Origin of the sequence: Methylobacterium sp. PvP105 (genome assembly GCF_017876975.1) — a bacterium.
Classification (GTDB): domain Bacteria; phylum Pseudomonadota; class Alphaproteobacteria; order Rhizobiales; family Beijerinckiaceae; genus Methylobacterium; species Methylobacterium radiotolerans.
Genome location: NZ_JAGIPA010000003.1, coordinates 1 through 19,504, shown reverse-complemented (window position 1 = coordinate 19,504; position 19,504 = coordinate 1). Strand labels below are relative to the sequence as shown.

The 19,504-nt window shown below is 65.5% G+C and carries 20 protein-coding genes and 2 pseudogenes; 12 read left to right on the top strand and 10 right to left on the bottom strand.

The window, feature by feature from the left end:
- Window positions 1–18 precede the first annotated feature (18 nt).
- The 4 genes from J3A75_RS32455 to J3A75_RS32440 are packed head-to-tail and all read left to right on the top strand — an operon-like array spanning window position 19 to window position 4,445.
- Complete coding sequence (locus tag J3A75_RS32455; RefSeq protein ID WP_209650999.1) at window positions 19–1,281, top strand: cytochrome P450; 1,263 nt, start codon at window positions 19–21, stop codon at window positions 1,279–1,281.
- On the top strand, window positions 1,278–2,402 hold the full coding sequence (locus J3A75_RS32450) for a catalase family protein (protein WP_209650998.1): 1,125 nt from the start codon (window positions 1,278–1,280) through the stop codon (window positions 2,400–2,402). Before J3A75_RS32455 ends, J3A75_RS32450 begins: the two co-directional genes overlap by 4 nt.
- 36 nt (window positions 2,403–2,438) lie before the next feature.
- The gene (locus J3A75_RS32445; protein ID WP_209650997.1) at window positions 2,439–3,050 is read left to right on the top strand and encodes a hypothetical protein; all 612 of its coding nucleotides are present in this window, start codon (window positions 2,439–2,441) and stop codon (window positions 3,048–3,050) included.
- 3 nt (window positions 3,051–3,053) lie between these two features.
- The gene (locus J3A75_RS32440; protein ID WP_209650996.1) at window positions 3,054–4,445 is read left to right on the top strand and encodes a peroxidase; all 1,392 of its coding nucleotides are present in this window, start codon (window positions 3,054–3,056) and stop codon (window positions 4,443–4,445) included.
- A gap of 234 nt (window positions 4,446–4,679) precedes the next feature.
- Here J3A75_RS32440 and J3A75_RS32435 read toward each other — a convergent pair whose 3' ends face one another.
- The 4 genes from J3A75_RS32435 to J3A75_RS32420 form a co-directional block, all read right to left on the bottom strand.
- Window positions 4,680–6,353, bottom strand: coding sequence for an IS1182 family transposase (locus J3A75_RS32435; RefSeq protein ID WP_209650995.1), 1,674 nt, complete (start codon window positions 6,351–6,353; stop codon window positions 4,680–4,682).
- 26 nt (window positions 6,354–6,379) lie between these two features.
- Complete coding sequence (locus J3A75_RS32430; protein ID WP_209651017.1) at window positions 6,380–6,688, bottom strand: transposase; 309 nt, start codon at window positions 6,686–6,688, stop codon at window positions 6,380–6,382.
- Window positions 6,689–7,076: 388 nt separating this feature from the next.
- Window positions 7,077–7,280, bottom strand: coding sequence for a hypothetical protein (locus J3A75_RS32425; protein ID WP_209650994.1), 204 nt, complete (start codon window positions 7,278–7,280; stop codon window positions 7,077–7,079).
- 193 nt (window positions 7,281–7,473) lie between these two features.
- Window positions 7,474–8,040 carry a TetR/AcrR family transcriptional regulator gene (locus J3A75_RS32420; protein ID WP_163006161.1) on the bottom strand — a complete coding sequence of 189 codons (567 nt, stop codon included), beginning with the start codon at window positions 8,038–8,040 and terminating at the stop codon, window positions 7,474–7,476.
- A gap of 428 nt (window positions 8,041–8,468) precedes the next feature.
- Here J3A75_RS32420 and J3A75_RS32415 point away from each other — a divergent pair, with 428 nt between their 5' ends.
- The gene (locus J3A75_RS32415) at window positions 8,469–8,747 is read left to right on the top strand and encodes a hypothetical protein (protein WP_209650993.1); all 279 of its coding nucleotides are present in this window, start codon (window positions 8,469–8,471) and stop codon (window positions 8,745–8,747) included.
- A gap of 192 nt (window positions 8,748–8,939) precedes the next feature.
- Here the strand turns inward: J3A75_RS32415 and J3A75_RS32410 are convergent.
- From J3A75_RS32410 to J3A75_RS37305, 3 genes and pseudogenes are all read right to left on the bottom strand, one after another.
- Window positions 8,940–9,338: pseudogene (locus tag J3A75_RS32410) on the bottom strand (transposase); the annotation flags it as partial.
- Between the two features lie 120 nt (window positions 9,339–9,458).
- Window positions 9,459–9,776 carry a DNA-binding protein gene (locus tag J3A75_RS32405; RefSeq protein ID WP_209650992.1) on the bottom strand — a complete coding sequence of 106 codons (318 nt, stop codon included), beginning with the start codon at window positions 9,774–9,776 and terminating at the stop codon, window positions 9,459–9,461.
- Window positions 9,776–10,083: pseudogene (locus tag J3A75_RS37305) on the bottom strand (type II toxin-antitoxin system RelE/ParE family toxin). The gene J3A75_RS32405 and the pseudogene J3A75_RS37305 overlap by 1 nt, the downstream one beginning before the upstream one ends.
- Window positions 10,084–10,395: 312 nt before the next feature.
- Between J3A75_RS37305 and J3A75_RS32400 the strand changes: the two are divergent.
- The 5 genes from J3A75_RS32400 to J3A75_RS32380 all read left to right on the top strand — a co-directional run bounded on the left by J3A75_RS32400 (window position 10,396) and on the right by J3A75_RS32380 (window position 15,881).
- Entirely contained in the window at window positions 10,396–11,352 is a 957-nt protein-coding gene (locus J3A75_RS32400) for a toll/interleukin-1 receptor domain-containing protein (RefSeq protein ID WP_209650991.1), read from the top strand.
- Between the two features lie 316 nt (window positions 11,353–11,668).
- Window positions 11,669–12,322 (top strand): ParA family protein, encoded by a 654-nt coding sequence (locus J3A75_RS32395; protein WP_209650990.1) that lies wholly within the window; start codon window positions 11,669–11,671, stop codon window positions 12,320–12,322.
- A complete protein-coding gene (locus J3A75_RS32390; RefSeq protein ID WP_209650989.1) occupies window positions 12,297–12,581 on the top strand; it encodes a ribbon-helix-helix domain-containing protein in 285 nt (94 codons plus the stop codon). The genes J3A75_RS32395 and J3A75_RS32390 overlap by 26 nt, the downstream gene beginning before the upstream one ends.
- Before the next feature lie 158 nt (window positions 12,582–12,739).
- Complete coding sequence (locus J3A75_RS32385; protein WP_209650988.1) at window positions 12,740–13,753, top strand: hypothetical protein; 1,014 nt, start codon at window positions 12,740–12,742, stop codon at window positions 13,751–13,753.
- Window positions 13,754–15,599: 1,846 nt separating this feature from the next.
- Window positions 15,600–15,881 (top strand): hypothetical protein, encoded by a 282-nt coding sequence (locus J3A75_RS32380; protein WP_209650987.1) that lies wholly within the window; start codon window positions 15,600–15,602, stop codon window positions 15,879–15,881.
- A 336-nt stretch (window positions 15,882–16,217) separates the two neighbouring features.
- Here J3A75_RS32380 and J3A75_RS32375 read toward each other — a convergent pair whose 3' ends face one another.
- The 3 genes from J3A75_RS32375 to J3A75_RS32365 are packed head-to-tail and all read right to left on the bottom strand — an operon-like array spanning window position 16,218 to window position 18,361.
- On the bottom strand, window positions 16,218–17,021 hold the full coding sequence (locus J3A75_RS32375; protein WP_209650986.1) for a hypothetical protein: 804 nt from the start codon (window positions 17,019–17,021) through the stop codon (window positions 16,218–16,220).
- 32 nt (window positions 17,022–17,053) lie between these two features.
- Window positions 17,054–17,884 (bottom strand): hypothetical protein, encoded by an 831-nt coding sequence (locus J3A75_RS32370; RefSeq protein WP_209650985.1) that lies wholly within the window; start codon window positions 17,882–17,884, stop codon window positions 17,054–17,056.
- 39 nt (window positions 17,885–17,923) lie between these two features.
- A complete protein-coding gene (locus tag J3A75_RS32365) occupies window positions 17,924–18,361 on the bottom strand; it encodes a hypothetical protein (RefSeq protein WP_209650984.1) in 438 nt (145 codons plus the stop codon).
- A gap of 274 nt (window positions 18,362–18,635) precedes the next feature.
- On the opposite strand from J3A75_RS32365, the gene J3A75_RS32360 reads away from it, so the two are divergent.
- Both J3A75_RS32360 and J3A75_RS32355 read left to right on the top strand, forming a co-directional pair.
- Window positions 18,636–18,941 (top strand): hypothetical protein, encoded by a 306-nt coding sequence (locus J3A75_RS32360; RefSeq protein ID WP_209650983.1) that lies wholly within the window; start codon window positions 18,636–18,638, stop codon window positions 18,939–18,941.
- 15 nt (window positions 18,942–18,956) lie between these two features.
- On the top strand, window positions 18,957–19,504 hold a 548-nt coding region (locus J3A75_RS32355; RefSeq protein ID WP_209650982.1), incomplete at its 3' end, for a relaxase domain-containing protein.

The window sequence follows — 19,504 nt, the reverse complement described above, 5'->3', positions numbered from 1 at the left end:
GTCCGACAGGAGCTCACCGTGAACGGCACGCTGTTCCAGCAGATCCTCGATCCGGCCAACCGCGCCGACCCGTACCCGCTCTACGCCGAGATGCGCCGGACGCCCGTGAGCCGCCAGGACGACGGCAGTTACGTCGTGAGCACTCACGCGGAACTCTACCGCCTCCTGCACGATCCGCGCATTAGCTCGGAGGATCTGCCCGATCCGCCTCTGTTCCGCTGGACCGGGCATCCACTGAGCGATCTGTTCGTGCGCCCAGTCCGCAGCCGGATCACCGCGCGCCATCGTCCCTTCATTTTCCGCGATCCGCCGGACCACGACCTCCTGCGCCGGCAGGTCATGCGCGAATTCGCACCCACCCGCGTGCGATCAATGCGCCGCAAGTCGGAGCAGCTCACCCACACCCTCCTCGACGGGCTGCAAGACCGGACCGACCTCGATCTGGTCGACGACTTCTCCTACCCCCTTCCGGTTACTGTGATCTGCGAGCTGCTCGGCGTTCCGCGCGAGGACGAGCCCCGGTTCCAGGGATGGGCGACGCAGCTCGCGACTGCCCTCGAACCGGACCGGCGTACGGACCGCGAGAACGCCGGCAGGACCGAGGAAGCGTTTACTGCGATCACCGACTACCTGCGAGGATTGATCAAGGACAAGCGTCGGGCACCGCAGGACGACCTGCTCTCCGGGCTCGCGGCCGAGCACGACGGCGAGTGGATGAACGACCATGACCTCGTGGCCACGGCCGTCCTGCTCCTGGTAGCGGGTCACGAGACGACCGTGAACCTAATCACTAATGGCGTCCTGACGCTGCTCCGCTTCCCTGAGCACCTGGAACGCCTACGCCGGGAGCCGGAGGTCGCGCCGCGGCTGATCGAGGAGTTGCTGCGCTACGAGCCGCCCGTCCACTATCGCACGCGGCTGGCGTGCGCTGACATCGCGATCGGGGGAACCACGATCCCGGAAGGGGCGCCGGTGGTGCTCCTGCTCGCCTCCGGCAGCCGCGACCCGCTGCGCTTCGCCGATCCGGACCGCTTCAATCCCGACCGTGCGAACAACCAGCACTTCGGGTTTGGCGGCAGCCTGCACTACTGCGTGGGAGCGCCGCTCGCGCGGATCGAGGCGGAGGTCGCACTCGTGGCACTGGCCCAGCGGCTGCGGGCGCCGCGGCTTCTCGCCGACCCACCACCATACCGCCCCGGCGCCTCGCTGCGCGGTCCACGGCAGTTGCTTTTGGCTATTGACGCCGTCGCACCGGGCGCATCGGCGGAGCTCGCGGCATGAGTACGCTCGACGGGAGTTCTCACCGCGAAGCCGGAAGGCCCTATCTCCGCTACACGTCGGATGTCGAGGTTCAACAACCGTATGAGGCGGCCCTGACGGCCGAAATCCTCGACGTCATGGCGCGCTCGAACCATGTGGCGTTTGAACGGCATCGTCACGCGGTTCGCGACGCCCACGCGAAGAGCCACGGCATCCTCACGGGCGAGCTCGTCATATCTGACGGGCTGCCGGCATACCTGCAGCAGGGGATCTTCGCACGACCCGCCGTCTATCCCGTCGTCGTGCGCCTGTCCTCCGCGCCCGGCGACATCCACTCCGATACAATCCCGAGTCCGCGCGGCATGGCGATCAAGGTGCTCGGGGTCAAGGGCGAACGCCTTCTGCCTGAGGATGCGGGAGGCAACCAGGACTTCCTGCTGGTCAACATCCCCGTACTCAGCTTCGGTACCATCCAGGCCTACAGGCAGCTCGTCGGTCTCCTGGAGAAGAACGCCCGAAATCCCGCCTTCCTGCAGCGGGCGCTCGCCGGCGCAGCGCGCGGGATCGAGTCGGCGGCCGAAGCAATCGGTCTCACGCCCGGCGCGACCCTGCGCGGGTTGGCCCGGGACAACGCCCACCTGCTCGGCGAGACCTACCACTCCATGGCGGCGCTCCGCTTCGGCGACCACGTCGCTAAGATCAGCGCCGCGCCGTTGTCCGCGAACGTGAGGGCGCTGGCGGGCAAGGAAGTCGGCCCGGTCGACGATGGGACTATGCGCGATCTCGTGGTCGAGCACTTCCGGACGGAAGGGGCCGAGTATCAGCTCCGTGCCCAGCTCTGCACCGATCTCGCGGCGATGCCAGTCGAGGATGCGTCGGTGCTCTGGCCGGAAAATCTCTCCCCGCATCAGCCGATTGCCACCCTGCGGTTCCCCCCGCAGGGTGCTTACTCTCCGACCCGGCGTGTCTACGGCGACGACGTGCTCTCGTTCAATCCCTGGCACGGCATCCAGGAGCACCGGCCACTCGGCTCGATCATGCGCGTGCGCATCGCCGCCTACGAACGGTCGAGCGCACGTCGACACATGCTGAACGCACAGCCACGCGTCGAGCCGACGTTGATCGAGCAGATACCTGACTGAAGGGATCTCGAACCCCAGACGCGACAGGAGCCACCGATGACCAACAGCCACGACGCCCCGCAGATCGACGAGACCCGTCTCCAGGCGATCCGCCGCCGGATCGAGGAGGTCGCGGGCGACGCGCCGCAGCTCGCCAAGCTTGCGCTCGAACAGATGATGACTAAGCACAATCCCGACCTGAAGGGCTCCGCGGGCTCGGCCGGGCGGGTCGGTGCGCAGTCCGGCAACGTCTCGGAGCTGACGGCGATCGCCAGGCTGAAGCCTGGAGGCGCCGAACGGCTGCGGCGCATCTTCGGCCTGGTCAACGGCAACTTCGATGGTGCGCAGAAGGTCGGCACACTCCACGACATGCGCTTCGCCTTCTTCGACGATGACACGCGCATCCTGTTCGCTACCACCTACGACGGCGACTGGGACACGTACATCAACGACTTTGCCACCAAGATCCCGGACCTGATGGACCTGCTGTTCCAGTCGGTTGAGGGCTGGCCGGGGATCAAGAGCCCGAAGGTCAAGGACTTCATCGCCGCCCATCAGATCACCGCGGCCGGCTGGTTCGTGGCCAACCCACAGGTCACGGTCGTCGACGTGCGCCGGCTCCAGCGCCTAGAGCGCGCCTTCAACGAATTCCTGGACAAGGTGGGTTGAGGCATGTCGATCATAGAACGACTCGCATCGCGCTTCCGCAGAGACACCGTCTCGCTGGAGCTCGACGACATCCAGGCGCTGATCCTGCGCAGCCGGCCCGAGCCGTACGTCGGCATCCACGCCATGCTCCACTTCGACGAAGCGGAGGGTGCACGCGACCTGCTCGGGCGCCTTACCCCTCATATCGCATCGGCCGATACCTGGACCGATGAGCTCGATCACTGGATCGGTGTAGCCCTCAGCTACGAAGGGCTTCAGGCCCTCGGCCTGCCCGAGGACCAGCTCAAGACCTTCCCACTGCCCTTCCAGCAGGGCATGGCCGCACGCGCGCCGCAGCTGCGCGATCAGGGGCCCAACGCGCCAGAGAACTGGGACGCGGTGTTCACGCCCGGCCGGTGCCATCTCGCGCTGACCATCTATGCAGTCGACGATGCCGCCCTCGACAGGGCGCTCGCGAGCGCCCGTGCGGAGCTCGACCGTGCTGCGGGGGTGACGCTGCTCGGAGAGCACCGCTTCGGCGCGCCCGAGGGAGCGAAAAACCCATTCGGCTTCCGAGACTCAATCTCGCAGCCAGCAATCGAGGGCAGCGGCGTCGCCCCATTGCCCGGCGAGGCACGGCCGATCAAGGCTGGCGAGTTCATCCTAGGCTACCCCAGCGAGACCGGCGTGCCACTCGCGATGCCTGAGCCAGCCGTCTTGGGGCGGAACGGCACCTTCGTGGTGCTGCGCAAATACCAGAGCCGCGTCGGCTGCTTCAACGCCTTCCTCAAGGCCAACGGCGAGACGGCGGAAGCACGTGAGCGCCTCGCCGCCAAGATGTTCGGGCGCTGGCGCTCAGGCGCGCCCCTTACCCTCGCGCCCAACACTGACGATCCCGAACTCGGCGCTGATCCGCGCCGCAACAACAACTTCGCCTACGCGGACGACCCGAAAGGGCGTCTCGTCCCGCTCGGCTGCCATATGCGCCGGCTCAACCCACGCGACGCCGAGTTGACGCTGCTCACCGACGTCAACATCCACCGCATCATCCGCCGCTCCAGCACCTTCGGGCCTGTCTACTCCGATGACGTGGTACCGGCGGACGATGCCAGGGGCGAGCGGGGCATCTTCTTCATCTTCGTCAGCGCACGCGCTTACGATACGATCGAGTTCATGCAGCAGGAGTGGATCAACCGCGGCAACTTCATCGACCTCGGGGAGGAGCGAGATCCGGTCGTGGGGTTGCACGAGGGTGAGCAACGCTTCACGATCCCGCAGACGCCGGCACGCAAGCGCGTCGACGGCGTGCAAACCTTCAACGTCATGAAAGGTGGCGAGTACCTATTCATGCCGAGCTTCTCGGCGCTGAACTGGCTAGCCAAAGCTGGATGGCGCAATGCTGCCAAACACGACTGACACAATTGGTCCGATCTGGGTATGTCGTAATCAAATCGGTCAGAAGATGGGCTGAAAAGGATTCATTCAATACAAATCGAAATTCCTCGGTCTGAGCTGTCACAACGAACCGTGCAAATACGAACCTGTCGCGATGATCAGCCGATTGCAGGGAATCATCCCGACTGTCTCGCGAGCGGTGCTCGTCGTCCTGCCGTTCCGTAAGCCGCCCGACACTGTTGGCGAAGTGAGTGGCTACGCGGCGAGGGTAGCAAAGCGGGAGGTGCGGGTTGTCGCGAGGGGGCGCCGAGCGAACCATGCGGCGAGCCGATCGAGGTTGAGGGCGGCGGCGGTGGCGAGGCTCTGCAGGCCGGCCCTGGCCAAGCCGCGGTAGCGGCAGCGGCGCAGTCCGAACGCGCCTACGGCCTGGGCGATCGTGCCTTCGACGCCGCGTCGCTGAGCGTAGAGATGCTCCGTCTCGCCGGCTTGCCGGACCCGGACCGCCGCGAGTGCCTCGTGCTCGGCGCGCGGGTGCAGCGTCAGCTGCCGCCCTTGCGCGCGGGCCGATGTGCAGCGCGCCCGGGATGAGCAGGGGGCACAGAGAGCGGCGTCGAAGCAGACCCGGATGCGCCGCCCGCGTGCCTCGCCGTAATAGCGGCGGGTGAACTCGTGCCAGGCCGTACTGCGGTGACCCGCGGGGCAGCGCACGACGTGATCGTCCCAATCCACGTCGAAGTCGGCGTTGGTGAAGCCGCCCGCGGTCTTGTACTGCCACGTCGATTGCGGCCGGGGTGGACCGATCAAGTCGATGCCGTGGCGTTCACGAGCAGCGGCGAGCTGAGCTGCGCTGATGTAGGCGGCATCCGCCAAATGCTCGGAGGGGATCAGGCCCTTGGCCGCCAGCGCGGCGTGGATCGCCTCGACCCGCATGATCTCGTGCACGGTCGCCGCGGTCGTATCGGCATGGACGATCAGGTGCGGCGCGCCCGCGTCGCAGGTCTCGGTCAGGTGGACCATGTAGCCGATCCAGCCCGTGTTACGCTTGGTGCGGTAGCGAGCCTCGGCATCGTAGGGCGACTGGATGCGATCGCCTGGGCCGCGGTTCTGAAGGGGGAGCAATCGAACCTTGGAGGTCGGATTTCCCTGCGGGCCTGAACCGCCCCGCACGAAGTGCCGCCCCCACACCCGGTGCAGCACTGCAACCGCAGCCGGATCCCGTGCGGACTGAGGCGCGTCAGGTTTGTCCAGTGCATCGAGCAGGTGGAAGCCGTCCGCGCCGACCTGAGCGATGAGGGCATCGCGTTTGGGCCCCGGTCCGGGAAGGTCGGCATCCTCGACCCTTCGGTCGTAACGCTCGTGCCAGTCCGCCGGAACGATAGACCCAAGCCAGGCCGGCGCCGCGCTGGCCACGGCATTCAAGGCCGCCCTCAGCGTCTCGGCAAGCAGTTCGAGCCGGTTCAGCGTGCGGATGGCGGCCAGGACGTGCGTGCTGTCCGTGCGCTGCCGACCGCGGGCCTTCAGCAGCCCACCGGCACGGGCCACGTCCAGGAGACGGGTGAGCAGGCGCTCGCCCGCCTCGTGTTCGAGAAGGCGGGCCCGGAACTCGCACAGGACCGAAAAGTCGAAGCCGGCATCCGCCAGATCGAGGGCGAGCAGGTACTTCCAGTCAATCCGGCCTCGCACCGCGTCGGCGGCGCGCCGGTCGCTCAGTCCTTCCCGGAATTGCATCAGCGTGACGAGCGCGAGGCGCCAGGGCGCGTAGGCTGGCTGACCGAGCTTCGGGTAGAGATCGGCGAAATCGGCATCGGCGAACAGGGCGCCGAGCTGGTCGCGCAGGAGCATGTAGGGGTTGCCGCGCCGGAAAGCGGCCTGCGCGATCCGAGTGGTGTCTTCAGGGACAGGCGGCAGAGGTTGCGAACGGAGCGACATGGGCGGCCTCCGGACTGGAAACCTTCTCAACGCTCCACAGGCCGGCCACGCTCACTTCGCCAACAGTGTCGTGCCCCTTTTAAAAACTCAAGCTCAAGCGCCTGTCGGCCGACAAGCCGTTCGAGCGTGGCGATCCGTGCCTCATAGGCCTGGATCGTGTCGGCGGCGGCTGCATCGTCGTCGAGCGCGCCAGCCTCGTATTTCTGCACCCAGACGCGCAGGAGGTTGCGCGAGGGGTCATGGCGCTTGGCCAAGCCGAGCAGCGTCTCGCCCGACGGGTACTCCTGTACGACCTGGCGCTTGAATGCGATGCTGTGGGAACGATGTCGGTCCACGGTCTTCATCCTCCGAAGACCCAGTGATCCGGTCAATTAGTCCTGCCCGAACTGTCCACCCCCAGGGGCTCACTCCAAACTCTGATAGGGCTCGGAACAAAAGAGGCCGCCCTCAAGCAGCGGCCCGAAGTCACGGGAGGAAACGTCCTCGGAAGGGCTGCAGCGCAGCGGCGCTGACGCTATCGCATTGCTGCACTGCGATAAGTCGCCGGGCGCCGCAGAGTTCCACCCCGCTGTGCTGTTAATGCACGAGCCCCACCGACCCAGCCCGCGGGGAAGGGGGGTCACCTTGGACCGAGCCGGTGGGTGTCCCTTGGGAGGACGCTAGAGAGCTTGGTGCGGCAATGCAGCAATTGAAGGATGGCTGCTGGCAATCACGCTACAGATGTCAGTTTGTGCTGGTCAGCCTGCCGGAACTGCACGTTCGCGCTCGACCCTGAGCGGTGCCGCAATTCACAGCTGAACCGGCGCCCGTCTTCGTCAACGACCAGATCGAACCGGATTGCGAGCCGTGCTCGCCCTGGTGGTCGAACACCATCCGGACCGCGCGTTCGCGGACCTCAGGTGAAAAGGGTGTGCTGCGCTTCGTCATGGCTCCATCCTCTCAAGAGTTGGAGCCTCCGGAAATCCCGGAGCGGTTCACGTTCCACCGCTCCACCAAAACGGGTCAACTCCAGACCGTCGCCTCCGGTGATCCTTCGCGAACGCTCCGACTGACCTGCTCTGGAAGACATTGAACAGCTTGGCCGCAGGCGATGGTCCAGGTCGCTGCGCGATGCACATCGCTATCCGAACAGGTAGCCGGACAGCAGGCGCTTCGCTTCGTCCAGGATCGCCTCGCGCTGCTGCGGGTCCTGCTGCTCGAGGGCAAAGCCGATCAACCGATCTCCGGCTTCTGCCGCGACGCGCAGCCGGAGTTCGAGGTCGGGCGTCAGCTTGTAACCGAGCCCCTCAACCATATGGCGCCGGATCAGTGCGGCTGCGCCGAGACCGGGCCGCCCCTGCATAGGCAGGTCGCCGCAATCGAATTCCTGTCCATCGTAGACGATGGTGCGAAGCTCCGGATGGGCAGCGAACAGGGAGGCGGCAGCATTCACGAGGCGGGCGATCAAGGCTGGCCCGTTTGCTGTCAGGAGCCCGGGTTCGACCTCCCGCTGAAGCGTCGCCTCGAATGCCTCGAAGCGCTCCGCGGCCAGTGCGAGGACCAGCGTCTCCTTGTCGGGAAAGAAGCGGTAGAGGGCCCCCACCGACACGCCGGCTTCTCGTGCAATCTGCGCGGTTGTAAGCCGAGAGGGTGGGATGCGACGCCCAAGCAGACGAGCTGCGGCGGCGTTGATTTTACCGACCGTCACGGCGCTGCGATCTTGGACCGGGCTCCTCCCCGCAGGCCGGCGCGCAGTTCCTGTTGGCTGAAGGACCGGCTCGGCTTCATGCTTGGGCTCATCTGATCTCATGACAGCTCAACGCGACGGGAACGCGGAGCAGCGGTTCGAACCAAAACGCGACGAACGGTTCGCGTTTCGTGAAGGCGAGTTTCTGCGGTTGTAAGGTTCGCTCTCCCGTAGCGCCTGACCATTTGCTTCGTATCCCAAGGCATTCCTGCTCCCGTTCGATGCTCAACGCCCAAGGCGACATAGTCGCATCTCATGCAATACACGCATAACCAGCCGCATCTTGTAGCCTTGGTATAACCGAAACGCATTTGCTAGCGTTGCTGCACGCCGCCGCTTTCAGGCGACGCATACAGCCCAATCGGCAAAGAACACCAAAGGACAAGACTATGACCCCCCGCCTCGCTGCCGCTGCAAGCCTGCTGGCTCTGAGCCTTGCCGCTTCGACCTCGCCCGCCTTCGCTCAGGACACCCGCGTGCTCAACGTCTGGGGCGCCCATATCGAAGTGCCGACCTCACGTCCCGGTGGCCTGTTCGGCAACCTGAGCTCGGACGCCGCTGCGCCGTCCGATCAGGGCTATGCAGAGCTCAACGCCGGCCGCGCGACCTACACCTCCGGCTACACCGCAGGCCGGACTGCTCGGCGTGCACGCGCAGCAGCCGAGTAAATCCCGGCGCATTCCGAACAAAATGCAGCGGGGCATCGACCCCGCTGCTGCGATCCTGGTTATCCCTGCAGATCGCTGACCGCTTTCATCGACCATACCGCGACACGCGCCGCTTGCCCGGCGCGTCCGGCGGACGGCTTACGCCAACGTTTCGGAACCGAGTGCCGTGTGGATCCCTGGCTGGCGCGAATGGGCCTTCTCGGCGTCCAGGAGACGAGTGAGCAGGCGCTCGCCCGCCTCGTGTTCGAGCAGGCGGGCCCGGAACTCGCACAGGACCGAAAAGTCGAAGCCGGCATCCGCCAGATCGAGGGCGAGCAGGTACTTCCAGTCAATCCGCCTTCGCACCGCCTCGGCGGCGCGCCGGTCGCTCAGTCCTTCCCGGAACTGCATCAGCGTGACGAGCGCGAGGCGCCAGGGCGCGTAGGCTGGCTGACCGAGCGTCGAATAGAGGTCGGCGAAGTCGGCATCGGCGAACAGGGCGCCGAGCCGGTCGCGCAGGAGCATGTAGGGGTTGCCGCGCCGGAAAGCGGTCTGCGCGATCCGAGCGGTGTCTTCAGGGACAGGCGGCAGAGGTTGCGAACGGAGCGACATGGGCGGCCTCCGGACTGGAAACCTTCTCAACGCTCCACAGGCCGGCCACGCTCACTTCGCCAACAGTATCCCGCCCTTATGCGAACATCCCTTCCCAACGTTGGTCTGCTTGATTGTCCTTTAATGGCCGACAGCCACAGCCAGGTGCACACCCGCCGCCTTTTGAACCGTGCTCAGGACGCTGAACAGGTTGCTGGCCGTGGGATTGCCCGTTGGGCTAAGCATGCGCATCAGGCTCTTGGACGAGCTGCCGGTTTCTGCGGCCAGGCGCTCAAAGCCGATCGTCGCGTTGATGTAGTCGCGGAGCACCGCCTTACCGGTATCGAGGTCACCCGCCAGGAACTGGTCGACTGCCTCGGTGAGCAGGGCGTCACGGAACGCCGGGTCGCGCTCAGCACGCGCCTTCACGGTGTCCTTGAAGCTGCGGGTCAGGGCCATCACCCCTCCTCTTTCTTGCGTCGTTTGTACTCCGCCCAGTGCGCCTGCGCCTCGGCGATATCGTCCTGCTGTCGGCGCTTGGTGCCGCCACACAGTAGGATGATCAGCGTGTCCCCATCCCGGCCGAAATACAGCCTGTAGCCAGGACCCCAGTCGATCCGGAACTCCTGGCCCCTCCCCCGACCGCCTTGGCGTTCGCGAGATTGCCGCGCTCCATTCGCGTCAGCGCCACCGTGACCTTGGCCGCCGCTTGGGCGTCCAGATCATCGAACCAGCTGGCGAACGGGCTCCCTCCGCGGGCGTCCAGAAACTACCTGATCTCCATTCAATATAGTACCGTATATGTTACCAGTTAAGCCTGTTCTGACAGGCTGCTGGCTCCTCGGTACACCGGAGCGGCTTAGGGAGTCCCTGCCGCTGCCTGCCGGAACGGCAGGTTTCTGCCAAAACGCTCGCGTTGCCGCATGCCGTACACGGTTTACGGTAAGCCGTTCACCGCAAACGGTGACGTTGAACAAAGATGGAACGAACGCCTAGCCAGACCATTGGTCTGCTGAGCTGCCAAGGCCGTTAGAGGGAGAGCAGCGCAACCCGATCACGCCCGGAGGCGCTGTTCCCGATGCCGAACAACGCCTTTATCTCCTACGCCCACGCCGACGAAAAGCACTTGGAGCGCCTGCACAAGCACTTGGCCATGCTCCGCCGGGACGGCCGCCTGCAGGCCTGGTCGGATCACGCGATCATCCCCGGTGACAACGTCGGCCAGACGATCAGCGCAGCGCTCGACCAGAGCAGCCTGTTCATCGCGTTGGTAAGCCCCGATTACCTGAACTCTAACTACTGCTACGAAAAGGAATTCCAGCGGGCGCTGCAGCTGCAGGCGGAGGGACGCCTGCGCATCGTGGCTGTGATCCTCGAGCCGTGCGACTGGCTCAATTCACCGTTCAGCCAGATCCTCGTCCTGCCCAAGGATGGCAAGCCGGTGTCCGAGTGGACCAACGAGAACACCGCCTATCTCAATGCCGTGGAGGGGATCCGCCGGGCGCTGGCCGCTACCCCCTCCCCCGGACCGGACGTGGCGGCTGAGGGTACTGGCGCGACGGCGACCGGCACGGCTCGTCGCGTGCGGGTCAAGCAGCAGTTCGATGCGATCCAGAAGGCCGAGTATGCTGAGGCCGCCTTCAGGACGATCCAGACCTACTTCCAAAACGCCTGCGCCGAGCTGCACGAGGCCAGCGACCAGATCCGTGCGCGGTTCGAGTTGATGGGCCCGAACGCGTTCACCTGCACGGTGGTCAACCGCGCCCTGATGCGCAACGGCGAGGCGCACATCACGGTCCGCCACGCCCGCGGCGGCCGCATGCATGTGGGCGACCTCTCCTTCGTCTATCAGCCGCATGCCGACGACGGCACGTCGAACGGGTGGATGAGCGTCGAAGCAGACGACTACAACCTGTTCCTGAACGCGATGATCGACGGACTGGGCCGTTCCCGCGACGAGAAGGTCACGCCGGAGCAGGCCGCTGAACGGCTCTGGAACAACTTCGTGACCCAGGCCGGGATCGAGTACGAATAGAGCTGCCGCTTACCGCATGCGGTATGCCGCAGCCGCGATGGTCAACCCCACGGCCTTCATTGTTGCGGACGAAGCCATCAAGCTCCTGTTTTGACAGCCTTACCGTATGCCGTTTGCGGTACTCGGCGGCGATCGTCGCGTTGTGAGCGTCCTCCCTAGATCATCGACCCTGCGGTGAACTGGCCTCGCTGCAAGATTTGCCGTAAACTGCATACCGCTTGCCGTGTGCCGCATAGGGCACACCGCTTGCCGCTTACCGCGTGCAGTTTGCTGTTAACCGCTTGCCGTTTAGGCTCGCCCCCGAAAGGATGCCGCCATGAACGTCATCGCATTTGTCACCCAGAAGGGCGGCACCGGAAAAAGTAGCCTGGCCGTCTCCCTGGCCGTCGCGGCTGAGGAGCGGGGGATCAAGACCTCGATCATCGACCTCGATCCGCAAGGCACCGCCAAGAACTGGTACGAGCGCCGTGAAGGCACCGGCGGGCCGGAGGTCAACGCCCTGCAGGCCGGCCAGCTTGAGGCCGCCATGGGTATCCTGAAGAAGCAGGGCGTCCAGCTCGTGATCATCGACACGCCCGGCGTCGACACCCCGGCAGCCACTGCCGCGATCCAGGTCGCCAACCTCTGCCTGATCCCGGCCCGGCCGAGCATCGCCGACATCGAGGCTGCCGCGCCGACCGTGCGCAGCATCACCCGCCTCGGCAAACCGTTCTCCTACGTCCTCAACCAGTGCCCGCCGGGCCGCTCGATCCGCACCAGCGACGCGTTCCGCGTCCTGCAGCTGTCCGGGGCGGTGGCGAACACGCCGCTCGCCATGCGCGCCGACCACATGGACGCGCTGGCGACAGGGCAGGGGGTCACAGAACGCGACACCACCAGCAAGGCCGCCGCCGAAGTACGCGAGCTGCTGCAGTGGGCGCTCAACCGCATGGAAGGAAAACAGCATGGCCAAGAAACCCGCGTCGCTTGAGGTCGCCCTCAGCGGCCACAGCCAACCCGCTGCCCACGACATCGCCGAGGTCGTGCAGCACCCGTCTGCGTCAGCCGCCCGTCCGGGCAAGCCGCAGGAAGCCAAGCTCACGGTCTACGTGCCGCCCGCCGCCAGCAAGCGCCTGCGCCTGATGTGCATCGAGCACAATCGCGACCTGAACAGCTATCTGCGCGAAGGCCTCGACATGGTCCTGGCCAAATACGGCCAGCCGTCGCTGGCGGAGTTTTCCGACAAGTAAGGGGCGGTTTACGGCTTGCGGTAAGCCGTAAACCGTAAACCGTCTAGATTGGCGACCGACCGCATACGGGCTGCTGCCACAGTGAGCAAAAATTTGGGGCTGCTGTTCCCAAATTTTGGTGCCACTGTTCCCGTCATGCCTTAGCTTGAGTCGCAGCCATGACCACCGGACGCCCACTCACGCCTGAAGAACAGCAGCGCCTCGCGCGCCGCGAGCGGACGCTCAAGAACCGGCGCGGCCGGCGCAACCCGGCCGTGATGCCGGACCGCCTGGCCCGGACCTCGGCCTTCGTGCCGCGCAAGGTCAACCTGATCACCGACAGCAATTTCACCCGCGTCTACGAGGTGCCGGGCTACTCGGTCGTGGAGGTAAGGGGGCGCGAGCTGGGCAGCCAGCACCGCGACGCGATCTACGCCCTGTTCCGCCTCAAGCGCGAAAAGGTCTCCATGCCCAACCCGGACTACCGGCCGGGCACGTTCATCCCGCCCATGCGGACCTATTACGAGACGCGCACGAGCTGGCGCGAGCTGATCCGCGTAATGGGCCGCACCGAGCACGTGAACAACCTCCTGAGCCTCGTGCACGTGTTCCAGGAGATCCAGCAGGTCAGCGTGCTAATCCATGAGGGCCGCTCCCTCGACGAGCTCGACAAGATCAAAAAATCCCGCTCGATCGGGGCCCTGCCGGACAGCCGCGGCAGCGCTGCGCCGCTGATCACCGAGGTCAGCTGGGAAGGGGCCCGGCTCGATAGCAGCGTCACGGTCCGCTACGGCCCGAGTGTGCTGCAGATGATCGAGAAGGCCCACCTGGTCAGCATCAACGCCGACGTGCAGTTCCGCCTCAAGGGCGACCACGCCAAGACGTTCTGGCCGTTCATCGACAGCCAGCCGGCCTTTGCTTGGATCGGTGAGGAGCGCCTCGCCCAGCTCGCCGGCCGGGATCTCTGGTCGGACAAGGAGACCAGCGCGACCCGGGCCCAGTTCCGCAAGGACTGCCGGCAGGCCTTCAACGACATGGTTGCTGCCGGCGGCCTGAAGGAATGGCGCGAGGAGATCACCGGTTCGGGCTGGAAGAAGTCACGCCGCTATCACTACACCCACGCCGCGCCAACCCAGCTGGAGATGGACCTGGCCAAGGCGGCCGGGCAGGCTGCCGAGCAGCTGACCGCCTAACACTCTGGAATTGCAGGCTTCACCCCGGAAGTGCAGCCTCAAATTCCGGCTGGCCTCGCGCAGGTCGATGGCGTCTCCCCTCGTGGACTCCGCCGCTAAGTCCCTGCAATCATTGCAAGTGCACGGGAAAGCTGGCCCCAGAATTGGCCCAAAGGCCAGTGCCGCACGCTGTGCCGGGGCAGGGATGCTTTGGGCTAAGTGCTTGTGTCGGCTGGCTTCGCAGCGGAAAGCCGGCCCCAAGTTCACGGCTAAATCTGCCGCAGAATGCGCCGTCAGAGAGCGTTTTAGGGGGTGTAGAGCGGCAATACGGCATGCGGGAACCGCGGCCCCAAATTTCCGCAGAAATCCGCTGTTGGCAGAGGCTCTCAAGCGGAGCCTTAGTGCTGTGGATAACACGAGGGGGCACCGGAAGTGCAGCCCCAAATTTCCGGAAGCGCGGCCCCAAATTCTGGAAGTGCGGCCCCAATTTACCGGAAAACCGGCCCCAAATTTATGGTGTAAACCCCTACGTTATAACAGGAATTTTCATAAAGACTTTTATATAGATATCTTAAAGAGACCTAAAGAGACACAGATCTGGGGAAAAGCAGGGCAGAAACCATACCCTGAACAAGCCCGTGGACAGCCTGTGTATCTCCGGACCTATTGGTGCAGGCACAAACCCCGCCCCTTTTCGCTGCGCGAAAACCCGCTCCCCCACCCAATAAAGAAGCCGCCTTCAGCGGCTCAATTCCGAATGGTGGTCGCCCAACGGCGACCAAAGATAAGCTCTGCGAGTGTGCGGATGGCAAAAATCCACCTGCGTGGCCTCAGGAAGGGTTCGGGCGGCAGAACCGACAGCGGACGGCAGAGCCTCGAAAAGCCGCTCACAGCCCTCCTGAGAGGCTTTGTTACCGCGCTGAGCACGGTGGTGTGATGAGGCAGTCGCTTCGCGACTGCGAATCTTTCGGATGAGGAGTGCCGGTCCATCGGATGAACTCGGCCCCCGCTGTCGCCAGCTGCAATCTGGGGCGGGCTTTCCCGTGCCTGTGCGTACCCGCAGCCAGGCTGTCGATCGGCCCGCGCCCGACGCGAAATCGCGCTTCCTGCAGCGGTTCGCGTCGAAAAACCGGGAAATCTGGGGCCGGTGTTCCCACGAATCTCTGACTGGCCGCCAATTTGGGGCCGGCTTTCCCGTTCAACCGACTCCAGTTGGTCGCATACCGTTTACGGTAATCCGCGCGGGTGGTGGGACAGCCAGAGCCATGCGCTAAGGGTCTGCGCCCGGACGGTCTGACGAACGCGGGTGGCTTCGGCTCACCTGCTCGCGGCCGGACGATCTGCAGATCACGGAGTGTTCAGTCCACGCTGTTCAGCGCGCGTCGATACCCCGGCACGGCTAGACGCGCCGAGCCCAATTCTGGAGCGGACCGATGCACGAAAACTCGCCGCTCCTGCCCCTGGCAACCGAGAGCACCGAGCTGCACGGGCAGCTCGGTGCTGGGCTGACCGCCCGGTTCGCGGCCCGTTCCACTCGCTCAGGCACGGCGTCGAGCGCTGCCGGGATGGTGCGAGCGGCCTGCTCCAGCAATCGCACCGGTACACGCCTGGTATCTAGACCTTGCTGTCGGGCCTTGACCCCAGCCGGCCGAACTTGGGACATATCTACGTACGGGAGGACTGGCCGGCCTCATCGAAGGTGACCCTCACAATGATCTCGGCGTAGGGGAGGTCGGCCAAGCCGACCATGCTTCTTCCGACCGCGGGATCAAGGCAGCGCTGTTGATCCTCCGCTTAGAGCAGGTAGAAGGCAGCAGCGTCGGCGAAGAGGGATTAGCGATCAAACTTGGAGGACAACAAATTGCCTATGGTTCAAGTCAAGACTTATTCCTACGTTGAACAAGACTTCAACGGAGACTGGATGGCAACCGGCATGGGAATTCCATCCGAGCAAAACACAAAAATCGAACGTATAATCACAGAAAATATAGATACGATCGAAGCATATAGATTTGTCGGCAAGAATACCTTTGGAAGAGAAGTTCGGAATGTGCTTCAAAATTTCCATACTGTGAAAATGCGAGACGGCACTGAATACCATGTTGAGCAAGATGATTTCGAAGTCATAGAAAATGCGATGAGGCGCTAGAATAATAAATATGCTACTGAAGAACAATCGGCTGATATGTCCGGTTGTTTTTGACTGAATTTACCTTGGACGGAGGCTGACGCGCAGGCCGCCTATCGCGGAGACCGTAGGGCGGTCGCTCGTACAAGATGATGCCGGCCTTGGCCTACTTCGCTCGGGCCGCCATAGATCCCCTCTGAGACTTGACAGAGGTCCGCTTCGCGCTTGCCGCCTACAGAGGCGTCAGCCTTTAGCGTGCGGTTTGGGATTTATCCTGCGGTTACCTCAGGTACGCAGCCGGCCTGAATGGTCCGATGCCGTGCCTCCGGCGGCCCGCATTCCAGCATGGGCCTGCGCTCACTTCAGCAGCCAGGCTGCGGGCTGCCACCCGATGACGGCCCGCAGCACGCGGCGGGCGACGAGGACCGTCAACCCAGCCGCAACGACCAGCCAGCCCGCCCCCCAATCCAAGAGCCAGCTGCGTACGCTGAAGGACAGTGCATCCCAGAAGCCGCCGACGGGCGCGACGGTGCCCTCGACCCAGAGCGGGAACTCGCAGTACTGTCGCTTCTGTATCGGATCCGTCTTGTGTTGATGTGGCCCGCAGGACTTGACCATCTGCTCGCGCATGTCCGCGTTGGCGGCGATCAGCTTAAGCCACTCGGACCCGTCCGCGCGCGTGGACAGGGCCGACCACTGTGCGGTTACGCTCGTGGTCTCAGCCCGTCCGATCCTGTAACCGACACCGCCGCATACGATGCCGCTGGCCAGGACGATTCCGGCCGCCCAAAGGCCGACCTCGTGGGCGCGGGTGCGCTCCATCTTCCTGAAATGCTCGCTCGCGCTCGCCGCAACCGCCGCGCCGGTGGTCTGCGCGAGCATGGCGTGAGCTGCCTCGACCCGGGCGCTAGCGGCCTGCGCGACCGGGCCGACAGCGCGCCTGGCCGCCTGCTCGACTCGCGCGGGGACCGCATCGACCGCCTCCGGGATGGTCCGGGCCGCCTTCTCCAGCAGCCCTGTGACCGCGAGATAGACCCAGAGGGGATCATCGGGATTGACCCCAAGATCCGTCATCCGGCGCCATGTGAGGTCGCGGAGCGCCGGGTCGAGCCCGAAGACCTCGGCGGCCTTGTCGAAATTGAGCTTGGCGTCGGGATGCATCGCGGGGCGGGGTCGGCGGGCTGGACCTCGCCTCAGAGGCCGAGGAGGGGGCGCAGGGGCTCGAAGGCGGCCGCGGACTCGCGCCGGTATCGCGCGACGTGCGAGCGCTCGACGATGGTCAGGCGCGACGCGGAGGCCGCTGTCGAGAACGGTAGATCGTCGGCATCGACCTTGGCGAACGTGCCGGCCGGCAGGGCGGGAAGGCTGATCTCAAGGCCGCCGAGTTCCTGCAGCAGGCGGTTGCGGACCTTGCCGCCCCGCTCCTGACCGTCGCCGTCGGTGTAGCCGTGCCAGAAGGGGAAATCGGACTCGGCCTTGCCCCAGCGGGTGTTGCGGACCGCGACATGATCGACCCGGTCTCCGACCAGCTCGATCCAGCGGGCGACCGAGTGGGTCGCGGCGACCTCCGAAGAGATCAGGTGCAAGACGGTAAGACGGTAGCCATTCTCGTCGACGGCAACCAGCAGGTCGTCGAGCCCCTCACCCATATCCGTGATGCGCGTCAGGTCGGCCAAGCTGCCGCCGGCGAGATCGTGGACGATCAGAGGCTCCTGCGTCCCAAGGCAGTTGAGCAGGGTGTGGCTCTCGGCAGCGTCGCGGATGTTGTAGTAGCCCACGCCGATGGCCGGATCCTGCTCGTCCAGGACTTCGCCCGCCCCGTCCCGGGTCCCGAGAACCCGGACGAGGCCGCCCACGCTGCCGTCGGCGTCGTAGGCCGCCACGCGTGTGCCGCCCTCGCGCAGGTACTCCACGAAGGTGCGGGCGGTCACGCTCTTGCCGACGCCGCCCTTCTCAGAAGTGACCAGGACGAGTCGCTTCCGCTGCGGGGCGGTCTCCTTGCGCGCCTGTTGTGCCCTTGCCATGCTGCCCTTCCGATCCGGTGCCCAGGCCTGCTCCGCGGCCTAGAGGTCCTTGTTGCTCATCCTGTGCCCGAGGGCAGGTGAGGCGGGCGCGCGCCCCTGCGTTGATCCCTGATCGCGCGCGGTGTTTGAGCGTAGCTGCTGACCGGGCCGGTGTTCTGCCGGCACCCGTGGGGCCTTAGCGGGTGACTTCGCCTGGACCTTGCCGCGCCGTCGCACGGGCTTGTGGCCGGCGAGCTCGCGCGTGGCGGTCTGGATGTACTGACGCAGCGTGGCGATGCTGAGCTTGACCTCCATGCGGGCGAGGAGCTCACGGATCTCGGCGTCGGTCTTGCACTTGGCTTTGAGCTCCTTGATCTCCGGGAGCACGGCCTTGACCGCCTCATAGGCGGACGGCTTGCGGCTCGGGGCGAGCTTGATCTCCTCGCGCAGGAAGGCGCGCAGCTCGCTGAAAGGATCGGGTTCGACGGCCTCACCCATCTCCATCACTCCTCTCGCGCTCCTCGCAGTCCGTTCGGTCGGGTGCACCCGCTATGCCTACCGGATCAGCAAAGCGCTCGAACGCACCGTCCCGGTCGATCAGCATGATACCACGGCCGAGCTTGTGGGCACGATAGCTGCGGACGGGCTGTGGATAACCGTAGTCCTGGAGACCGAAATCGTGACACATCACGCACCGATGGTGCTGGGCGGAGGCCCGGCTTGCGGCTAAGCTATTGCCAAATCTCATAGCCCCGCTGTTCGGAGCCCCATCATGGCCCGCCGTCCCGTCCGCGTCGCCCTGGATGAGGCTCTCTGGGCAGCGGTGGAGGCGGCGGCCCGGGCGCGCGGGATCGCGCCGTACCTGTTCGTCGAGGAGGCGCTGACCGCCGCGCTCGGCCCGTCCGAGATGGTGGCGCGCGTGGCCGAACTCGCAGAGGCCGCGGCCGCCAGCGCCCGCGAGGCTCGGGTGAGTGCTGCCGAGATGCGCGATCAGATCCAGGTGATCTCGGACTTCATCGTCGATTTGTACCGGGCGGAGGCTCAGGCAAGCAACGAGGCCGGTCCGGCTGAAGGCTAAGGCGAGGCCTGAGCGATGATGACCTGCACACGGATCACCAGCGTCGAGTACTACGAGTCGATGGCGCGCCAGATCCGGCGCGAGGCCGGTCTGAGCACGCCCGACACCCCGCGCGACGACACGGCCGCGGCGTACGCCCGAAAGGTGGCGGCAGCGGTCGCGGTGGAGGGCAGTGCGGTGTACGAGGCGGCCTACGCGGAAGCATTCGACCGGGCACTGGCGACACTGCACCGGGGTCACACCGAGGGTCGCGACCAGGTCGCGTACTACACCGACAACGGCGCGGGCGAGGCCAACGGCGTGTGGTGGACGCGTGGCCCCGCGTCCGAGGCTGGTCCGGTCCGGTCCGGCGATCCGTTCCGCCTGTGCCCGGATGGTGCCGAGGTCGACGGGCGGGTGCTGCGCGACCTCGCGGCCGGGCGCGACCCGGAGAGCCTGGGGCCGCTGGTGCGGGCTCCAGCCAACGGTCGGCGCAGCGTCGGCTACGATCTCCAGTTCGCCGCGCCGAAGAGCGTGAGCGTGCTCGCCGCCTTCGCGGGGCCGGAGGAGCGCGCGCGGATCCT

Coding starts and splice junctions, on each gene's coding strand:
- J3A75_RS32450 (WP_209650998.1), top strand. CDS start 1,278: ATGAGTACGCTCGACGGGAGTTCTCACCGCGAAGCCGGAAGGCCCTAT.
- J3A75_RS32385 (WP_209650988.1), top strand. CDS start 12,740: ATGACCACCGGACGCCCACTCACGCCTGAAGAACAGCAGCGCCTCGCG.
- J3A75_RS32390 (WP_209650989.1), top strand. CDS start 12,297: ATGGCCAAGAAACCCGCGTCGCTTGAGGTCGCCCTCAGCGGCCACAGC.
- J3A75_RS32370 (WP_209650985.1), bottom strand. CDS start 17,884: ATGGCAAGGGCACAACAGGCGCGCAAGGAGACCGCCCCGCAGCGGAAG.
- J3A75_RS32425 (WP_209650994.1), bottom strand. CDS start 7,280: ATGACGAAGCGCAGCACACCCTTTTCACCTGAGGTCCGCGAACGCGCG.
- J3A75_RS32360 (WP_209650983.1), top strand. CDS start 18,636: ATGGCCCGCCGTCCCGTCCGCGTCGCCCTGGATGAGGCTCTCTGGGCA.
- J3A75_RS32375 (WP_209650986.1), bottom strand. CDS start 17,021: ATGCATCCCGACGCCAAGCTCAATTTCGACAAGGCCGCCGAGGTCTTC.
- J3A75_RS32445 (WP_209650997.1), top strand. CDS start 2,439: ATGACCAACAGCCACGACGCCCCGCAGATCGACGAGACCCGTCTCCAG.
- J3A75_RS32415 (WP_209650993.1), top strand. CDS start 8,469: ATGACCCCCCGCCTCGCTGCCGCTGCAAGCCTGCTGGCTCTGAGCCTT.
- J3A75_RS32395 (WP_209650990.1), top strand. CDS start 11,669: ATGAACGTCATCGCATTTGTCACCCAGAAGGGCGGCACCGGAAAAAGT.
- J3A75_RS32400 (WP_209650991.1), top strand. CDS start 10,396: ATGCCGAACAACGCCTTTATCTCCTACGCCCACGCCGACGAAAAGCAC.
- J3A75_RS32365 (WP_209650984.1), bottom strand. CDS start 18,361: ATGGGTGAGGCCGTCGAACCCGATCCTTTCAGCGAGCTGCGCGCCTTC.
- J3A75_RS32405 (WP_209650992.1), bottom strand. CDS start 9,776: ATGGCCCTGACCCGCAGCTTCAAGGACACCGTGAAGGCGCGTGCTGAG.
- J3A75_RS32380 (WP_209650987.1), top strand. CDS start 15,600: ATGGTTCAAGTCAAGACTTATTCCTACGTTGAACAAGACTTCAACGGA.
- J3A75_RS32440 (WP_209650996.1), top strand. CDS start 3,054: ATGTCGATCATAGAACGACTCGCATCGCGCTTCCGCAGAGACACCGTC.
- J3A75_RS32435 (WP_209650995.1), bottom strand. CDS start 6,353: ATGTCGCTCCGTTCGCAACCTCTGCCGCCTGTCCCTGAAGACACCACT.